A 14,806-nucleotide genomic window follows, 5' to 3' on the forward strand; every position below is an offset into this window, starting at 1 on the left:
TCGAAACCGTTGCGTATCGGCGATTTCGGGCGCACTCTTCCGGCGAAAACCCAGGCGCGCGGGGGGCGCGCCGTGCCGTGCCGACCGGGGGAGGCGTGGCATGGAGTGGTTGAACGCGCTGTTCCAGAACGGCCCGGCGATCATCCGGGCCGCCAGCGAGACCGGGCTCGGCATCGTCGCGCTGGTGTGCATCGTCATCGGCTGCGGCGGGGTGATCTATCTCGCCCGCACCCAGAGCAGCCATCCCTGGATCGGCTTCCTCACCTTCGTGCTGTTCATGCTGGGCACGATGAGCCTCGCCGTGGTGGCGCTCTATACCGGCGCCAAGCGGCCGCTGGCGCTGGCCGACGCCCGGCTGATCCAGTTCAAGACGCCCTATTACAACGAGCAGACCAAGACGATGCGCCTGCTCGACGCCAGCGTGATCAATCTCGGCGACAAGGTGTGGCGCGAGTTCCAGGAACGCCCGGACGGCAATGCCGAGTATTACCACCTCGTGCGGACCATCGAGCCGGACCGCATGCTGTTCGTGCGCCGGCCCGGCTCAAATGGCGAGGAGGATCCGACCCAGCTGATCGTCGACCTCAGCCACAACGTGGTGTGCTGGCGCGACGGCCCGGATTCCCCGACCCTGCAATGCCCCTATGCGCTGATCTCGGTGCAGTGAGGCGAGGAAGGGTAGGGTCCGGGACGCCGCCGGGGGCACGTCGTTGCGGCATCAGCCGCCGCCGCGCTGCTCGCAGAAACGGATGCGGTTGCCGAACGGGTCGATGACCTCCATGTGCCGTCCCCATGGCAGGGTCTCCACGCCGGGCCGCATGTTGGGATTCTGCTTCGCCAGCAATTCGGCATTGTAGGCGTCGATGCCCTCCATCGCCACGAAGACGGCGGTGCCGGGCGTGCCGTCGCCATGATGGCCGGAGAGATGCAGCACGAGGCCGGCGCGCGAGACCTGCGCATAGAGCGGCAGGCCGGGTTCGAAGCGGTGCTCCCAATCCAGCGTGAAGCCGAGGAAGCCGACATAGAAATCGAGCGCCTTGCCCTCGTCGAAGATGCGGAGCACCGGCGCGGTGGTGCGGAAGGAGATCGGCCCGGCGGGGCGCTCCTCCGGCACCTGCGCGGCGAGCACGTTCCAGTCGCGGGCGCCGAACTGGGCGGCGACGAGATCGAGCGCGTGGCCGTGGGGAATGTCGATGCCGCGCGCGGCGAGGCCGGTGCGCAGCGCCTTCGCCAGGAACTTGGCATCCGCGAGGGATTCCAGGCGGGTGTGGAGAACGGAACGGTTGGACATGGACGATCCTGCGTCTGCGGCGATGCGTGGTGTCAGGGCTCGCCTTGCTGACGGCACCGCCGGGGGACGGAGGATGTCGGCAGATCATGCATCGGTGCGTTCACCATGCCCCGGAGGGACGCGAGCGGCCGGCCGCACCAGCCGTGTCACGCACCGTAATGGCCGCGCGCGGCAGGGGCAAGGGAGCCGATGCCCCGGACGCGACGCCTCGCCTCATCGTCCGGGCTGCCACTCCTCATAATGCGGCGCCTCGTCCTCCCGGGCGAGCCAGGGGACATCGTGCGAGGTCCAGATATGGAAGGACGGGCGCGCCGCCGGGTCGTCGTCCAGCGTGGCGACCCGCAGGATGAGCCGGGACTGGCCGGCACGCTCGGCGACGAGGTGGGTGCCGCAGGCGGGGCAGAAATGGCGCTGCTTGCCGGGTGAGGATTCGTAGCTGCGCACCCGGTCCTCGCCGGCGGTCCAGCGGAAATGGTGGCGCTCGACCCCCGCCGTGGTGGCGAAGGCGCTGGCATGCGCCTTGCGGCAGGTGTGGCAGTGGCAATGGGAGATCGGGCCGTCCAGCCCGTCGACCTCGTATCTTATGCCGCCGCACAGGCAGCTGCCTTTCAACGCCATCATCCGGTCCTTCCGTCCGTTACCCGTGCCGCTACCTACACTGCTACCTATACCGCTACCCATGCCGCTACCCATGCCGCGCGGCGTGACCCTCGGCCGAGGCGGGCCGCTTGGGCGCGGGTCGGCGGCGGGTGCCGGCCGGCGGGGGCGGCGGCGCTCAGCCCACGCCCTCGTAAATGGCGGCGAGCGGCAGGCTGACGCCGAGCGCGGGGAGCGGCAATGTGGCGTCGGCGCCTTCGATCATCTCGGGGGCATGCGGGAAGGCGCCATCCTCGCCGCGCTGCCACAGCCAGAGGCGCGGCTCGTCCTGCGCCAGGACGACATAGGCGCTGAGCGAGGGAAGGGCGGTGTATTCCTCGACCTTCTGCCGCAGGTCGGTCTCCAGCGAGGAGGGCGAGAGGATCTCGGCGAGCAGGATGGGAGCGGTCGAGACATAGGCATGGCGATCGACGCCGGTGGCCTGTACGAAGACATCCGGATAGCGAAGGCCGCGGGCCGTTTCCACGGCGAAATCCGACTGACCTACGGCAAAGCGCGAGCGGTCGAGTCCGGACCGCAGCAGGGTCTGGAGGTTGCCGGCAATCTCCACATGGCCCCAGGAGGCACCCGTCATCATCATGATCTTGCCCTCGACGAACTCATAGCGCCCTTCCTGCGTTTCGTTCCAGCGCAGAAAGGCATCCTTCGTCAGAGGTATATCGGTACGGATGTTCATGTCCATCTCCGCGCCGCGCCGTCGGGCGAGCCGTTGCGGTTGCCTGCACACTATCATGGGAGTAGTCAGGCTCGACACAAGACTGCCGTTGCGACGAGGCCATCCATGAACATGCATACCCGCCCCGCCGACCCGAAGAAGCTGATCAAGGGCGCGACCGGCGATTGGGAGATCGTCATCGGCATGGAGATCCATGCGCAGGTGACGTCCAACTCCAAGCTGTTCTCCGGCGCCTCCACCGAATTCGGCGGCGAGCCCAACTCGCATGTCTCGCTGGTCGACGCGGCGATGCCCGGCATGCTGCCGGTGATCAACGAGGAATGCGTGAAGCAGGCGGTGCGCACCGGGCTCGGCCTGAAGGCGCAGATCCACCTGAAATCGGTGTTCGACCGCAAGAACTATTTCTATCCCGACCTGCCGCAGGGCTACCAGATCAGCCAGTACAAGAGCCCGATCGTCGGGGAGGGCGTGGTGCTGGTCGACACCGCCGACGGGCCGATCGAGGTGGGCATCGAGCGCCTGCACCTCGAGCAGGACGCCGGCAAGTCGATCCACGATCTCTCGCCCACCCAGTCGCTGGTCGACCTCAACCGCTCGGGCGTGGCGCTGATGGAGATCGTGTCGCGGCCGGATCTGCGCTCCTCCGAGGAGGCCAAGGCCTATGTGACCAAGCTGCGCACCATCCTGCGCTATCTCGGCACCTGCGACGGCGACATGGAGAAGGGCAACCTGCGCGCCGACGTCAACGTCTCCGTGCGCAAGCCCGGCGAGGATTTCGGCACGCGCTGCGAGATCAAGAACGTCAACTCCATCCGCTTCATCGGCCAGGCCATCGAGACCGAGGCGCGCCGGCAGATCGGCATCCTCGAGGATGGCGGCGCCATCGAGCAGGAGACGCGGCTGTTCGACCCGAACCGGGGCGAGACCCGCTCCATGCGCTCCAAGGAGGAGGCGCACGACTACCGCTATTTCCCCGACCCGGACCTCTTGCCGCTGGAGTTCAGCCAGGGCTTCGTCGACGAGCTCGCGGCGCATCTGCCGGAGCTGCCGGACGAGAAGAAGGCGCGCTTCGTCGCCGAATACGGCCTCTCGGCCTATGACGCCGACGTGCTGGTGGCCGAGAAGGCGACCGCCGACTATTACGAGGCGGCCGTCGCGCATGGCGGCGCCAGGCGCGACGCCAAGGCGGTGGCCAACTGGATCATGGGCGACGTCTCGGCCTTCGCGAACTCGGCCGGGCTGTCGGTGGCGGAGACCCACATCACCCCGGCGCAGATCGCCGGCCTCGTCGACCTGATCGCCGACCAGACCATCTCCGGCAAGATCGCCAAGGACGTGCTGGTGATCATCATCGGCGAGGAGAAGGACGGCGATCCGCGCGCCATCGTCGAGGCGCGCGGCATGAAGCAGGTGACGGATACCGGCGCCATCGAGGCGGCGGTCGACGCCATCATCGCCGCCAACCCCGACAAGGTGGAGCAGGTGAAGGCGAAGCCCACCATGCTCGGCTGGTTCGTCGGCCAGGTGATGAAGCAGACCGGCGGCAAGGCCAACCCGCAGGCGGTGAACGACCTGCTCAAGGGCAAGCTGGGCATCTGAGGCCTTCGCGCGGCCTATGGCGGGAGCGGCGGCACGCCGTTTCCCTGCCACGGGCGCCCACTGCGCGCCCGCCACGCGCTCGTGCCGTCGCGAATGTGGCGCCGGAATGCCGCGCGGGGGGGGGGGGCCGCCACGCGAACGCCGGCTTTTCCGAGATGGCGGGGCGGCGAGGGGCGGCGCGCGTCGTGCCGCTTGCAAGCCGCTGCCGGCGGTCCTAGTTCTGTTGGCGAGACGCCCAAAAGGGGGCGGGACTGTGGAGGGCCGCGCGCCCATGGCCGAGCTTCAGACGAACCCGATCCAGCTCTATTACTGGCCGACGCCGAATGGCTGGAAGATCAGCATCATGCTGGAAGAGTGCGGGTTGCCCTATGAGGTCGTCCCGGTGAACATCGCCAAGGGCGACCAGTTCAAGCCGGAGTTCCTGGCCATCTCGCCCAACAACAAGATCCCGGCCATCATCGACCCGCAGGGGCCGGACGGCGCCCCGATCTCGGTGTTCGAATCGGGGGCGATCCTGCAATATCTCGGCCGCAAGACTGGCCTGTTCTACCCCGCCGACGAGCGCGGCCGGGTCGAGGTCGACCAGTGGCTGTTCTGGCAGATGGCGGGGCTCGGGCCGATGGCCGGGCAGACCCACCATTTCCGCATCTACGCGCCGGAGAAGCTCGCCTACGCCATCGACCGCTACACCAACGAGACGCACCGGCTCTACGGGGTGATGAACCGCCGTCTCGCCGACCGCGACTATCTCGCCGGCGACTATTCCATCGCCGACATGGCCTGCATCGGCTGGGCCAAGCTGTGGGAGCGGCAGGGCCAGAATGTCGAGGAATTCCCCAACCTCAAGGCCTGGCTGGCGCGCATGCTGGCCCGCCCGGCGGTGAAGCGGGGCCTGTCGGTGAATGCCGAGGACAAGGGCAAGATCGATCTCGCCACCGACAAGGACGCGCAGAAGATCCTGTTCGGGCAGCGCGCCCGCTGAGGCGCCATCGCCGACCCCGCCGGGCCGCAGGCGTTCCGTTCTCGCCCGGGATGCTCTAACGTCAGGATCCGTGAACGTGCCGTGACCCGAGGGGCGGGACGATGACGGACATGGACCCGGTCGGCGGCGGGCACGCCGCGATCTCCGACGACTATGCCGAGGGAATCGTCGACTCGATCGCCGCCGAGGCGGTGCGGCGCGCGGTGACGGTCGCCTGGATGGCGGTGCTGCTCGGCCTCGCCGTGCAATTGCTGATGATCGCGCTCAATCTCGGGCTCGGCGCCGGCTGGCCGGGCGTCGCCCTGCTCGGCGACGTGGCGCAGGGGGTGAGCTGGGCGATACTGGTGTGCATCGGCCTGGCGGTCGGGACGGTGGCCAGCCGCGACCGGGCGCTGGTGATGGGTCTGCTGGGGCTGGTTTCGGGGCCGGTGGCCTGGGGGCTGGCCAAGGGCGCGCAGCGCACCGTGCAGGCGGCGATGGATCTCGCGCCCGCCGGGGTCGACCTGTTCTTCCTCGCCGTGTGCGCCGCCAAGGGCGTGGAATATGCCGTGCTCGGCGCGCTGCTCGGCCATCTGTCGCAGCACGAGGTGACGCGGATACGCAGCTATCTGGTGCTCGGCACGCTGGTGGGCATTGCCGCCGCCGCCACATTGACGGGCCTGAACCTGTGGCGCGCGGCGCAGGCCGGCACCGCCCTTCCCGCCGCGCGGCTGATCGGCCTGGCGGTGAACGAGTTCGTGTTCCCGATCGGCTGCGCGCTGGTGATCTGCATGGCGTTGCGGATGAAGCGCCTGGTGGGCCTGCGCTAGGCCCCCGCCCATATGCCGGCGGCCTCGCGGACGGCCGTGCGGGCGCGCCGATCGACGCGGCGGGATGACCTCCGCCGGCGGCTTCCCGCGAGGCGAGGAGGGGCGGCCCGGCTGTCCGCGGTGCTTTCGCCGCTGGGGAAGCATGGGACGGGCCCGGCGAAAACGCGGTTTGGCCTTGACCAGACCCGCGGCGATACCTAGACAGGTCGCCGTCGCGGGCCTGCTTCGCTGTTGAAGCGCAGGCCCGTCCGGCAGGAGACGTGGCCGAGAGGCTGAAGGCACTCGTTTGCTAAATGAGCAGACCCCTACAAGGGTCTCGAGGGTTCGAATCCCTCCGTCTCCGCCAATTTCTCTTTCACATCAATCGTTTGTGTTAGTTTATTAAGACGTTGCGGCAAGCGCCGCGCTTCGCAGCACGCGCTTGCGTCGCTTTGTTTCCGGGAATCATCCGGGCTTAGGCGAGCCTCTCGCCGTCGGCCCGCCGAGCTGGACCGGCTTCGGCATCACCGCCTCCACACCCCCGACATGTCATAATCGCCGCATCCGAGGCGGCGGGCGGGTGTTCCGGGTTGTTGTGAAGCCGACACATGAAGGTGCCAGTGTGCGGTGCGTTGTCATCCCCGCGTGCCAGCGCGCGTCACGCCTGGTGGAAACGGCCTCATGGCATCACTGGATCCGGCAAAGCGCTTGCCCACGGCCCGGCGAGCGGCATCCTGCGTTCGGTCGTCGCGGCCGGCGAGGGAGGGCTGCCGGCCTTGTGGAGCGGGCCGCCTCGGGGACGGCGCCGGCCGCGTGCGGCCCATGGTCCGCCCGTGGGCTCCGCCGCGGCCGTTCCAGCGTGGCGCCGCGGTTCGCTAGCCGCATGTTTCCTGCCCTTTACACGACAGACCGAGAGGCCCCCCATGACACATGACCCCAAGGACCAGTTCAATCGCATCCGCGAGGAGATCACCGACAGCTTCGACGAGGAGCTGGAGACGCAGCTCGACGAAGACTATCTCGACGAACTGGTCGCCGAGGGCATGGGCGAGGGCGGCACGCCGACGCTCGACCGCAAGGTGTATTTCCGCGAGCTGTTCCGCCTCCAGCACGAGCTGATCCGCCTGCAGGACTGGGTGCAGCACAAGAAGCTCAAGGTCGCCGTGCTGTTCGAGGGGCGCGATTCCGCCGGCAAGGGCGGCGCGATCAAGCGGGTGACGCAGCGGCTCAACCCGCGCGTCTGCCGCGTCGTGGCGCTGCCGGCGCCGACCGAGCGCGAACGCAGCCAGTGGTACTTCCAGCGCTACGTGCCGCATCTGCCGGCCGGCGGCGAGATCGTGCTGTTCGACCGCTCCTGGTACAACCGCGCCGGCGTCGAGCGGGTCATGGGCTTCTGCACGCCGGACGAGCTGGAGGAGTTCTTCCGCTCGGTGCCGGATTTCGAGCGGATGCTGGTGCGCTCGGGCATCATCCTGATCAAGTACTGGTTCTCGATCACCGACGAGGAACAGGAATTCCGTTTCCAGATGCGCATCCAGGATCCGCTGAAGCAGTGGAAACTGTCGCCGATGGACCTGCAGAGCCGGGTCCACTGGGAAGACTACACCCGCGCCAAGGAGGACATGCTCCAGCGCACCCACACTTCCGATGCGCCCTGGTGGGTGGTGCAGGCGGTGGACAAGAAGAAGGCGCGGCTGAACCTCATCGCGCATCTTCTGAACCAGATCCCCTATGAGACCGTGCCGCGGCCGGAGATCGTGCTGCCGGCGCGGGTGCGCCACGCCGATTACGAGCGTCACCCGGTGCCGCCGGACATGTATGTGCCGGAGGTCTACTGATCCTCTTCAGGGGAGGTGGCGCGCAGAAGGGGCGTCACCTCCCCTAAGTTCGGGGTGCGCGTGATGGCGGGAGGCGGCGTGCATGCCATCGCCCGCGCTCGGTCCTTGCAGCCGGTCGCCACGGCAACGGCTTCATCGACACCGGCCTCATCGGGACGCGATGAAGCGTTCCAGCTTGCCCAGCGTCTGCAGGCCGAGCTCGATCGCGCCGAAGCCCTTCGCCTCCTGAAACTCGGCTTCCGTGCTGAACACCATGCCCAGCGTGACCTTGGTCGCGCCGTCCTGATCCTCGAAGGAGGCCCAGGCATCGGCGTGCTTGGGGCCGTTCTCGCCCCAGAGCAGCGTATAGGCGATCCGCTCCTCGGGCCGGACCTCGGCATAGCGATGGTGGTTCGGGAACACCGTGCCGTCCGGCGCGATCATGTCGAACACCCATTCGCCGCCCGCCCGCAGGTCGATCCTCGTGGTGCGGCAGGAGAAGCCGTCCGGCCCCCACCATTGCGGCAGCGTCTCGGGGTTCATCCAGCTGTTCCAGACGATGGCCCGCGGTGCGCGTATCACCCGCTGCAGCACCATGGTCCGCCCGGCGGTGGCGGCGAGATTGTCCAACCCCGCGGCGAAGCCCTGCCGGTAGCCGGCCTCCATCTCCCCGGTGGGGGAGGAGAGCTGCACCGTCACCACCAGCCGGCTGCGCGCGTCCGTGCCGGAGACATCCGCCGTCACCAGGGCCACCGACCGCGTCGCGCCGCCGGAGGAGACCCGTTCGTAGTTCACGCTGCGCCGCGCCGGTTGCAGCTCCAGCCAGCCGCATTCGCAGCGAATATCCGGCCGGCCCGCGACCTTGCAGAGCGAGACCTCGCGCCCGCCCACCCGGGTATCGGCCTCCAGGAATTCCACCACGACCGAAGGGTCGGGAGCCGACCACACCGCCCGCGCGGCCGGGGCCGTCCAGACCTGCCACAGCACCGGCAACGGCACCGGCATGTCGCGCTCGAAGGTCAGCGTCGCAAAGCGGCTGCCCGCCTGATCGCCGGCCGCGGGCTTTCCGTCTCGATCGGGGGTCGAGGTCATTCCGTGCGCTCCTTCATCGCCTTCATCGCAAATGCTTCCAGCCGGTCGAGGCGGGCCTCCCATCTGGCCCGCTGCTCGTCGAGCCAGGTCCGAACCGGTTCGAGGGATTGGGGCACGATGGCGCAGGTGCGTACCCGCCCGTCCTTGGCGGTGGCGATCAGCCCCGCTTCCTCGAGAACCGAGATGTGGCGCATCACCGTGGGGAGGCGCAGGCCGGTGGGTTCCGACAGGTCGGTGACCCGCGCGGGCCCTTCCGCGAGCCGGGAGAGGATCGCCCGGCGGGTCGGGTCGGCTAGGGCATGGAAGAGCAGCGAGAGTTCGGGATGATGCTTAGCCATGATGCTAACTATCACCCGGCGCGCCGGCCGCGCAAGGAAAACTTCGTCGATTAGCTAAGTGTTGTCGCGGCGCTTTGCCGGCGGCTTGCGGCCGAGGGCGAAAGCGGCGCCTTGCGGCGCCGGCCGCGCTGTCTGCGGCGATCATGCGTGTGCGGTGGCGCCGGGTGCGCCACCGCCGCAAGGGCTCAGAACAGGACGGCGGTATTGCGCAGCGTGATCCAGACGCCGAACAGCAGCGGGATGCCGACGGCGGCCCAGGCCAGCGCCGCGGTGGCCTCGAAGCCGCCGCGCCCGATGCCGAAGGAGCCGCCGGCCGCATCCGCCGCCAAGGCGGACTTCGCCTTCAGCGCCGACAATTCCGCCTCGCTCATGTACCAGCGGGCGGCAACCGGGCGCACCAGCGCATTGCAGACGAGGCCCAGCACCAGCATGCCGGCCAGTATGTACATGGTGAAGTCGTACACCTGATCGCGCGGCACGCCGGCATTGATCTGGAACTCGCGGATGTAGTTGACCACCACCGGCCCGACGATGCCGGCCGTCGCCCAGGCGGTCAGGAGCCGCCCGTGGATGGCGCCGACGAACTGGGTGCCGAAGATGTCGGCGAGATAGGCGGGCACGGTGGCGAAGCCGCCGCCATACATGGAGATGATGACGCAGAGCAGCGTCACGAACAGCGCCTGGCTGCCGTGGCGGGCGACCGAGGGCACGCAGGCATAGAGCACGATGCCCAGCAGGAAGAAGATGTAGAAGGTGGTCTTGCGCCCGAGCCGGTCGGAGGCGGAGGCCCAGAAGAAGCGGCCGCCGATGTTGAACAGCGACAGCAGGCCGGCGAAGCCGGCGGCGATCGCGGCGATGGAGGCCTTCTGCGCCGTGTCGAGATCGGCGAAGGCCAGCTCGGGATGGCCGATGAGGCGGCCGCCGAAAATCTCCTGCAGCATCGGCGAGGCCATGCCGATGACGCCGATGCCGGCGGAGACGTTGAGGCAGAGCACCAGCCAGATCAGCCAGAATTGCGGCGTCCGGTGCGCGTCGCGCAGGTGCACGCTGTGCACGGCGATCATCTTCGAGCGGGTGGCGGGCGGCGTCCAGCCGTCCGGGCGCCAGCCGTCCGGCGGCACGCGATAGCCGAAGGCGCCCGCCATCATGAACACGAAGTAGATGCCCGCCATGACCAGGAAGGTCTGCCAGACGCCGACCGACTGCGGACCCTTGAATAGGTTCATCAGCGCGTCGGCGATCGGGGCGCCCACCATGGCGCCGCCGCCGAAGCCCATGATCGCCATGCCGGTGGCCATGCCGCGGCGGTCCGGGAACCATTTGATCAGCGTCGACACCGGCGAGATGTAGCCGAGCCCGAGGCCGACGCCGCCGATGACGCCGGCACCGAGCCACATCAGCCAGAGCTGGTGCACGGCGACGCCGAGCGCGGCGATGGCGAGGCCGCCGCACCAGCAGCAGGCCGCCACCACGCCGGCCTTGCGCGGCCCGGCCTTTTCCAGCCAGCCGCCCCACAGCGCCGCCGAGGAGCCGAGCAGCACGAAGAACAGCGTGAAGATCCAGCCGAGATCGGCCACCCGCCAGTCGCAGCTGGTGGTGAACAGCGCGCCCGCCAGCGTCATGCCGGGGCAGGAGACCGAGCTGTCGATGCCGATGGCGCGGGTCAGCGGCAGCCAGAACACGCTGAAGCCATAGGCCATGCCGATGCACAGATGGATCGCCAGCGCCGCGGGCGGCAGCAGCCAGCGGTTGAAGCCCGCGCGTGCGACGATCCGCTCGCGGTCGAGCACGCCGGCGCCGCCGGACGGGCGGTTGATGTCGTCGAAGGCCGTCGTCATAGGCGTTTCCCAGGTTTTGCCGCCACGCTTGTTTGCCTGGAAGCTCGACCGGGTGGTCCGCCTGCCGCGCGGCTTTGGCGTTCGCCGCGCATGAGCTTCCGCCCGCAGGGGGCGACAAAAGTTCAGCAACGGCCGTGCCAGCGCGTAAACGCCTTGTTTTTCAATGAATTCGTCGATCCGTACGGGTGGTTTCCGGGACAAAATGTCCGTGGTTTCGGACAAAATGTCCGTCCTGGCCGCCGCCTCCGGCGGTCAATCGGCTTCCGGCAGGAACACCGTGAAGGTCGATCCCTCGCCCGGCGTGCTGCGCACCGTGATGTCGCCGCCCTGCCGCGTCACCAGCTTGCGGGTGATCGACAGGCCGAGCCCGTTGCCCTGCGCCGCCTTGGTGCTGAAGAAGGGGTCGAAGATGCGCGCCATGATCGCCGGCGTCATGCCGCTGCCGGTATCGGCGACCTCGATGCCGATGCCGCGCCGGCCGTTCCATTCCGTGTCGTAGCAGCGCAGCGTCAGCCGGCCGCCCTCCGTCATGGCGTGGATGGCGTTGACGATCAGGTTGATGAGTACCTGCTGCAGCTCGGTGCGGTTCATCAGCACCAGGCGGGTGGCGCGGTCCTCGCGCTCGACGAGAACGCCCGATCGATCGAGCAGGTGGCGGACCAGGGGCAGGCAATCGGCGATCACCTCGCCCGGGACGTGCCACTCGCTGGAGCCGGCATACTCCTCCGGCCGGGCAAATTGCAGAAGGCGGCCGACGATCTCGCTGATCCGGGCGATCTGCTCGTCGATGAGGCGGAATTCGGTGCGTCCCTCGCCGGAGCGCCCGACCAGCTCGCGCAGCACGTCGAGATTGCCCTGGATCACCGCCACCGGATTGTTGATCTCATGGGCGACGCCGGCGGTGATCTCGCCGACGGCGGCGAGCTTCTCCGACATGATGAGCTGGCGCGTGGTGGCCTCGATCTCGCGATTGGCGAGCTCGAGGTCCCGCGTGCGCTCCTCGACCCGGCGGTTGAGCGTGTCGTTCCAGCCCACCAGCTCGCGCTCGCGCTCGGCGAGCTGGTCGAGCAGCCGGTCGAGATTGCGCGCCACCCGCCCGAGCTCGTCATCGGTATAGGCGAGGGCGGTTCGCGCGTCGCGCGCGCCGGCCTCGACGCGGGTGATGGTCTCGTCCATGCGCTCCAGCGGCTTGAACACCGAGCGGGCCCAGCGCAGGAAGATCGGCACGCTCGCCCCCGCCACCGCGAGGAAGGCGGCGATGACGGCGATCAGGGTGATCAGCTTCGAGCGGGTGAAGGGGCGCTCCAGGAAGCCGACATAGAGCATGCCGATGCGCCGGCCCTCGCTGTCGGCGATCGGCTCATAGGCGGACATGTACCAGTCGTCGACCACGAAGGCGCTGCCGAGCCAGACCTTGCCCTGTTCCAGCACCGCCTCGCGCACGGCCCTGGAGACGCGGGTGCCGAGCGCCCGCTTCCCTTCGAACAGCCGCACATTGGTGCTGATGCGCACATCGTCGAGGAACAGCGTCGCGGTGCCGACGCTGCCGTCCGGCAGGCTGTTCTCGCGATAGACGAGGTCGTTGATCGTATCGATGAAGACGAGGTTCTGGTTGAGCAGGATGCCGGCGACCAGCGCGCCGGTGCCCCCGCCGGGCAGCGGCACCGCGGCGGCGGCGTGCACCACCATGCCGCTGGTCTCGATGGTCTCGTCCGACGGCGCGGCATTGAGCGTCGGCACGATCTCGATGCGCGCCCGGGCGGCCATCTCCGGGGAGAAGGCCGCCAGCTGGTCCTGCGTGAACACGTCCACCGCCGTGCGGGTGTCGCCGCCGAGCGCGGCCTCGATCACCGGGCCGTCGCCGGGCGCGCGGCCGGCGGCGATGGGCCGGGCCGAGGCGACGAGACGGCGTTCGGCATCGATGAGATAGAGGAAGTCGAGCCCGAGCGCCTGGCGCCGTTCCTCCAGCTGCCCCGCCAGCGCGCCGTCGGCGGGGTCGCCCAGCGCGCCCTGGAAGCGCGCGGACAGGCCGAGCGCCTGGATCCGGTCGCCGGTCGTCTCGAGGATACGCGCGAAATACTGGTGGGCGATGGTGAGGTCGCCATGCACCTTGGACTGCAGCAGGGCATCGAACTTGTCGTTCCAGCGCACCATGGTCACGGCGAGCAGCAGCGGCACCATGACGAGGGTGGGCAGCAGGGCGATGGCGAGGAGGCGGATCCTGACGGGGATGGCGCGCTGCGGCCGGTCCGCCGGATCGGGCCGCGCGGCCTCAGCCTGTTCCGACATTCCACTGCGCGCATTTGCGGTCGATGGTCTTGCGGGACACGCCGAGCCGCCGCGCGGTCTCGGCCCGGTCGAAGCCGGTCTGCTCGAGCATGGCGAGGATGTGCCGGCGCTCGACCCCTTCGAGCCGCTCCTCCTCGCCGGAGGCGGCCTCGGCCTGCGGCAGGTCGTTGGCGAAGCGCCCGAGGATGAGCGAGCGCTCGATGACGTTGCGCAGCTCGCGGATGTTTCCCGGCCAGCGATAGCTGCGCAGCGCCTCGCGTGCCGCCGCGTCGAACAGGATCGCCGGCACGCCGAGCTGGCGCGACAGTGTCTTGACGAATTGCAGGGCGAGTTCCTCGATGTCCTCGCGCCGCTCGCGCAGGGGCGGCAGCCGGATCTGCATCACGTTGATCCGGTAATAGAGATCGGCGCGGAAACGGCCCGCCCGGACATCGAGCTCGAGGTCGCGATTTGTGGCGAAGACCAGGCGCACATCGACGGGGATCTCCCGCTCGGCGCCGATGGGGCGGACACGCCGCTCCTCCAGCACCCGCAGGAGCTTGCCCTGCATCGCCGCCGGCAGCTCGCCGATCTCGTCGAGGAACAGGGTGCCGCCGCCGGCATGGACGAACAGGCCGTCCCGCGCGGCGGCCGCGCCGGTGAACGAGCCCTTCAGGTGGCCGAACAGCTCGCTCTCGATCATTTCCGGCGGCATCGCCGCGCAATTGACCGGGACGAAGGACTTGTCGGCCCGCTCGGACATGTCGTGGAGGACCCGGGCCGCCACTTCCTTGCCGGTCCCGGATTCGCCGGTGAGCAGTACCGAGGAGGGCAGGGGCGCCACCCGGGCGATCGCCTCGCGCACCGCGCTGATGGCGGCCGATTGCCCGATCAGCTTGCGTCGCGCCGTGCCGTCGCCATTCGCCCGCAATTCCTGCCGCAGCACGAAGTTCTCGCGGCGCAGATGCTGCCGGTCCAGGCAGCGCGCGACGGCGTTCAGGATCTGATTGGAGCGGAACGGCTTGAGCACGAAGTCCGAGGCGCCGACGCGCAGCGCCTCGATGGCTGTCTCCAGGTCGGCATAGGCGGTGATCAATATGGCATCGGAATAGAAGCCGAGCGCGCGCTGCTCCGCCAGCCACTGGATGCCGGTCTTGCCGGGCATCACATTGTCGACGATCACGACGTCGTAATGCTGCCGGTCCATCTTGCGGGAGGCTTCGTCGGCATTGCCGGCCTCCTCGACGAGACGGCTGCGCGGGCCGAGCGTGCGCATCAGGAAGTTGCGGATGCCCGGCTCGTCGTCGACGACGAGGATCGAGGCCTGCCGCAACGCCGACCCGAATTCCGGGTTCGTCGACGCCGGCTCCCGCGGCCGCTCAGCCGGTTCCACCGCTCTGCCTCCCCCATCGATCCTGTTCTGTTGGCCCGAACCTAGGGTCAGTGGAGGTCCCGTGGCA

13 protein-coding genes and 1 tRNA gene are annotated in these 14,806 nt (G+C 68.9%); 6 read left to right on the forward strand and 8 right to left on the reverse strand.

The window, feature by feature from the left end:
* The first annotated feature begins 100 nt into the window (after positions 1 to 100).
* Positions 101 to 667, forward strand: coding sequence for a cytochrome b family protein (locus KHC19_RS17040; RefSeq protein WP_213353605.1), 567 nt, complete (start codon positions 101 to 103; stop codon positions 665 to 667).
* 51 nt (positions 668 to 718) lie between these two features.
* Here KHC19_RS17040 and KHC19_RS17045 read toward each other — a convergent pair whose 3' ends face one another.
* From KHC19_RS17045 to KHC19_RS17055, 3 genes are all read right to left on the reverse strand, one after another.
* Positions 719 to 1,291: a glyoxalase superfamily protein gene (locus KHC19_RS17045; protein ID WP_246549055.1), complete on the reverse strand. Its 573-nt coding sequence runs from the start codon at positions 1,289 to 1,291 to the stop codon at positions 719 to 721.
* A 213-nt stretch (positions 1,292 to 1,504) separates the two neighbouring features.
* A complete protein-coding gene (locus KHC19_RS17050; RefSeq protein WP_246549057.1) occupies positions 1,505 to 1,912 on the reverse strand; it encodes a GFA family protein in 408 nt (135 codons plus the stop codon).
* A 154-nt stretch (positions 1,913 to 2,066) separates the two neighbouring features.
* Complete coding sequence (locus tag KHC19_RS17055; protein ID WP_213353607.1) at positions 2,067 to 2,624, reverse strand: Uma2 family endonuclease; 558 nt, start codon at positions 2,622 to 2,624, stop codon at positions 2,067 to 2,069.
* A 105-nt stretch (positions 2,625 to 2,729) separates the two neighbouring features.
* Here KHC19_RS17055 and gatB point away from each other — a divergent pair, with 105 nt between their 5' ends.
* The 5 genes from gatB to ppk2 all read left to right on the forward strand — a co-directional run bounded on the left by gatB (position 2,730) and on the right by ppk2 (position 7,831).
* Positions 2,730 to 4,223, forward strand: a complete 1,494-nt coding sequence (gene gatB, locus KHC19_RS17060; RefSeq protein ID WP_213353608.1) for an Asp-tRNA(Asn)/Glu-tRNA(Gln) amidotransferase subunit GatB — start codon at positions 2,730 to 2,732, stop codon at positions 4,221 to 4,223.
* A 271-nt stretch (positions 4,224 to 4,494) separates the two neighbouring features.
* Positions 4,495 to 5,205, forward strand: a complete 711-nt coding sequence (locus tag KHC19_RS17065; protein ID WP_213353610.1) for a glutathione S-transferase family protein — start codon at positions 4,495 to 4,497, stop codon at positions 5,203 to 5,205.
* Between the two features lie 101 nt (positions 5,206 to 5,306).
* A complete protein-coding gene (locus KHC19_RS17070; RefSeq protein WP_213353612.1) occupies positions 5,307 to 6,014 on the forward strand; it encodes a hypothetical protein in 708 nt (235 codons plus the stop codon).
* A gap of 254 nt (positions 6,015 to 6,268) precedes the next feature.
* A tRNA-Ser gene (locus KHC19_RS17075) sits at positions 6,269 to 6,360 on the forward strand.
* 556 nt (positions 6,361 to 6,916) lie between these two features.
* Complete coding sequence (ppk2, locus tag KHC19_RS17080; protein ID WP_213353614.1) at positions 6,917 to 7,831, forward strand: polyphosphate kinase 2; 915 nt, start codon at positions 6,917 to 6,919, stop codon at positions 7,829 to 7,831.
* 147 nt (positions 7,832 to 7,978) lie between these two features.
* Here ppk2 and KHC19_RS17085 read toward each other — a convergent pair whose 3' ends face one another.
* The 5 genes from KHC19_RS17085 to KHC19_RS17105 form a co-directional block, all read right to left on the reverse strand.
* On the reverse strand, positions 7,979 to 8,902 hold the full coding sequence (locus KHC19_RS17085) for an SRPBCC family protein (RefSeq protein WP_213353616.1): 924 nt from the start codon (positions 8,900 to 8,902) through the stop codon (positions 7,979 to 7,981).
* Positions 8,899 to 9,240 carry an ArsR/SmtB family transcription factor gene (locus tag KHC19_RS17090; protein WP_213353618.1) on the reverse strand — a complete coding sequence of 114 codons (342 nt, stop codon included), beginning with the start codon at positions 9,238 to 9,240 and terminating at the stop codon, positions 8,899 to 8,901. Before KHC19_RS17090 ends, KHC19_RS17085 begins: the two co-directional genes overlap by 4 nt.
* Positions 9,241 to 9,425: 185 nt before the next feature.
* Entirely contained in the window at positions 9,426 to 11,078 is a 1,653-nt protein-coding gene (locus KHC19_RS17095; protein ID WP_213353620.1) for an OFA family MFS transporter, read from the reverse strand.
* A gap of 252 nt (positions 11,079 to 11,330) precedes the next feature.
* The gene (locus KHC19_RS17100; protein WP_213353622.1) at positions 11,331 to 13,367 is read right to left on the reverse strand and encodes a sensor histidine kinase; all 2,037 of its coding nucleotides are present in this window, start codon (positions 13,365 to 13,367) and stop codon (positions 11,331 to 11,333) included.
* On the reverse strand, positions 13,351 to 14,739 hold the full coding sequence (locus KHC19_RS17105) for a sigma-54-dependent transcriptional regulator (RefSeq protein ID WP_343207745.1): 1,389 nt from the start codon (positions 14,737 to 14,739) through the stop codon (positions 13,351 to 13,353). Before KHC19_RS17105 ends, KHC19_RS17100 begins: the two co-directional genes overlap by 17 nt.
* Positions 14,740 to 14,806: the final 67 nt, after the last annotated feature.

The sequence above is a fragment of the Ancylobacter oerskovii genome (assembly GCF_018390555.1).
Taxonomy (GTDB): domain Bacteria; phylum Pseudomonadota; class Alphaproteobacteria; order Rhizobiales; family Xanthobacteraceae; genus Ancylobacter; species Ancylobacter oerskovii.

Excerpts from the sequence above, each read along its gene's own strand:
- KHC19_RS17085 (WP_213353616.1), bottom strand. The coding sequence starts at position 8,902 with ATGACCTCGACCCCCGATCGAGACGGAAAGCCCGCGGCCGGCGATCAG.
- KHC19_RS17040 (WP_213353605.1), top strand. The coding sequence starts at position 101 with ATGGAGTGGTTGAACGCGCTGTTCCAGAACGGCCCGGCGATCATCCGG.
- KHC19_RS17090 (WP_213353618.1), bottom strand. The coding sequence starts at position 9,240 with ATGGCTAAGCATCATCCCGAACTCTCGCTGCTCTTCCATGCCCTAGCC.
- KHC19_RS17095 (WP_213353620.1), bottom strand. The coding sequence starts at position 11,078 with ATGACGACGGCCTTCGACGACATCAACCGCCCGTCCGGCGGCGCCGGC.
- KHC19_RS17070 (WP_213353612.1), top strand. The coding sequence starts at position 5,307 with ATGACGGACATGGACCCGGTCGGCGGCGGGCACGCCGCGATCTCCGAC.
- KHC19_RS17045 (WP_246549055.1), bottom strand. The coding sequence starts at position 1,291 with ATGTCCAACCGTTCCGTTCTCCACACCCGCCTGGAATCCCTCGCGGAT.
- KHC19_RS17065 (WP_213353610.1), top strand. The coding sequence starts at position 4,495 with ATGGCCGAGCTTCAGACGAACCCGATCCAGCTCTATTACTGGCCGACG.
- gatB (WP_213353608.1), top strand. The coding sequence starts at position 2,730 with ATGAACATGCATACCCGCCCCGCCGACCCGAAGAAGCTGATCAAGGGC.
- KHC19_RS17100 (WP_213353622.1), bottom strand. The coding sequence starts at position 13,367 with ATGTCGGAACAGGCTGAGGCCGCGCGGCCCGATCCGGCGGACCGGCCG.
- KHC19_RS17050 (WP_246549057.1), bottom strand. The coding sequence starts at position 1,912 with ATGATGGCGTTGAAAGGCAGCTGCCTGTGCGGCGGCATAAGATACGAG.
- KHC19_RS17055 (WP_213353607.1), bottom strand. The coding sequence starts at position 2,624 with ATGAACATCCGTACCGATATACCTCTGACGAAGGATGCCTTTCTGCGC.
- ppk2 (WP_213353614.1), top strand. The coding sequence starts at position 6,917 with ATGACACATGACCCCAAGGACCAGTTCAATCGCATCCGCGAGGAGATC.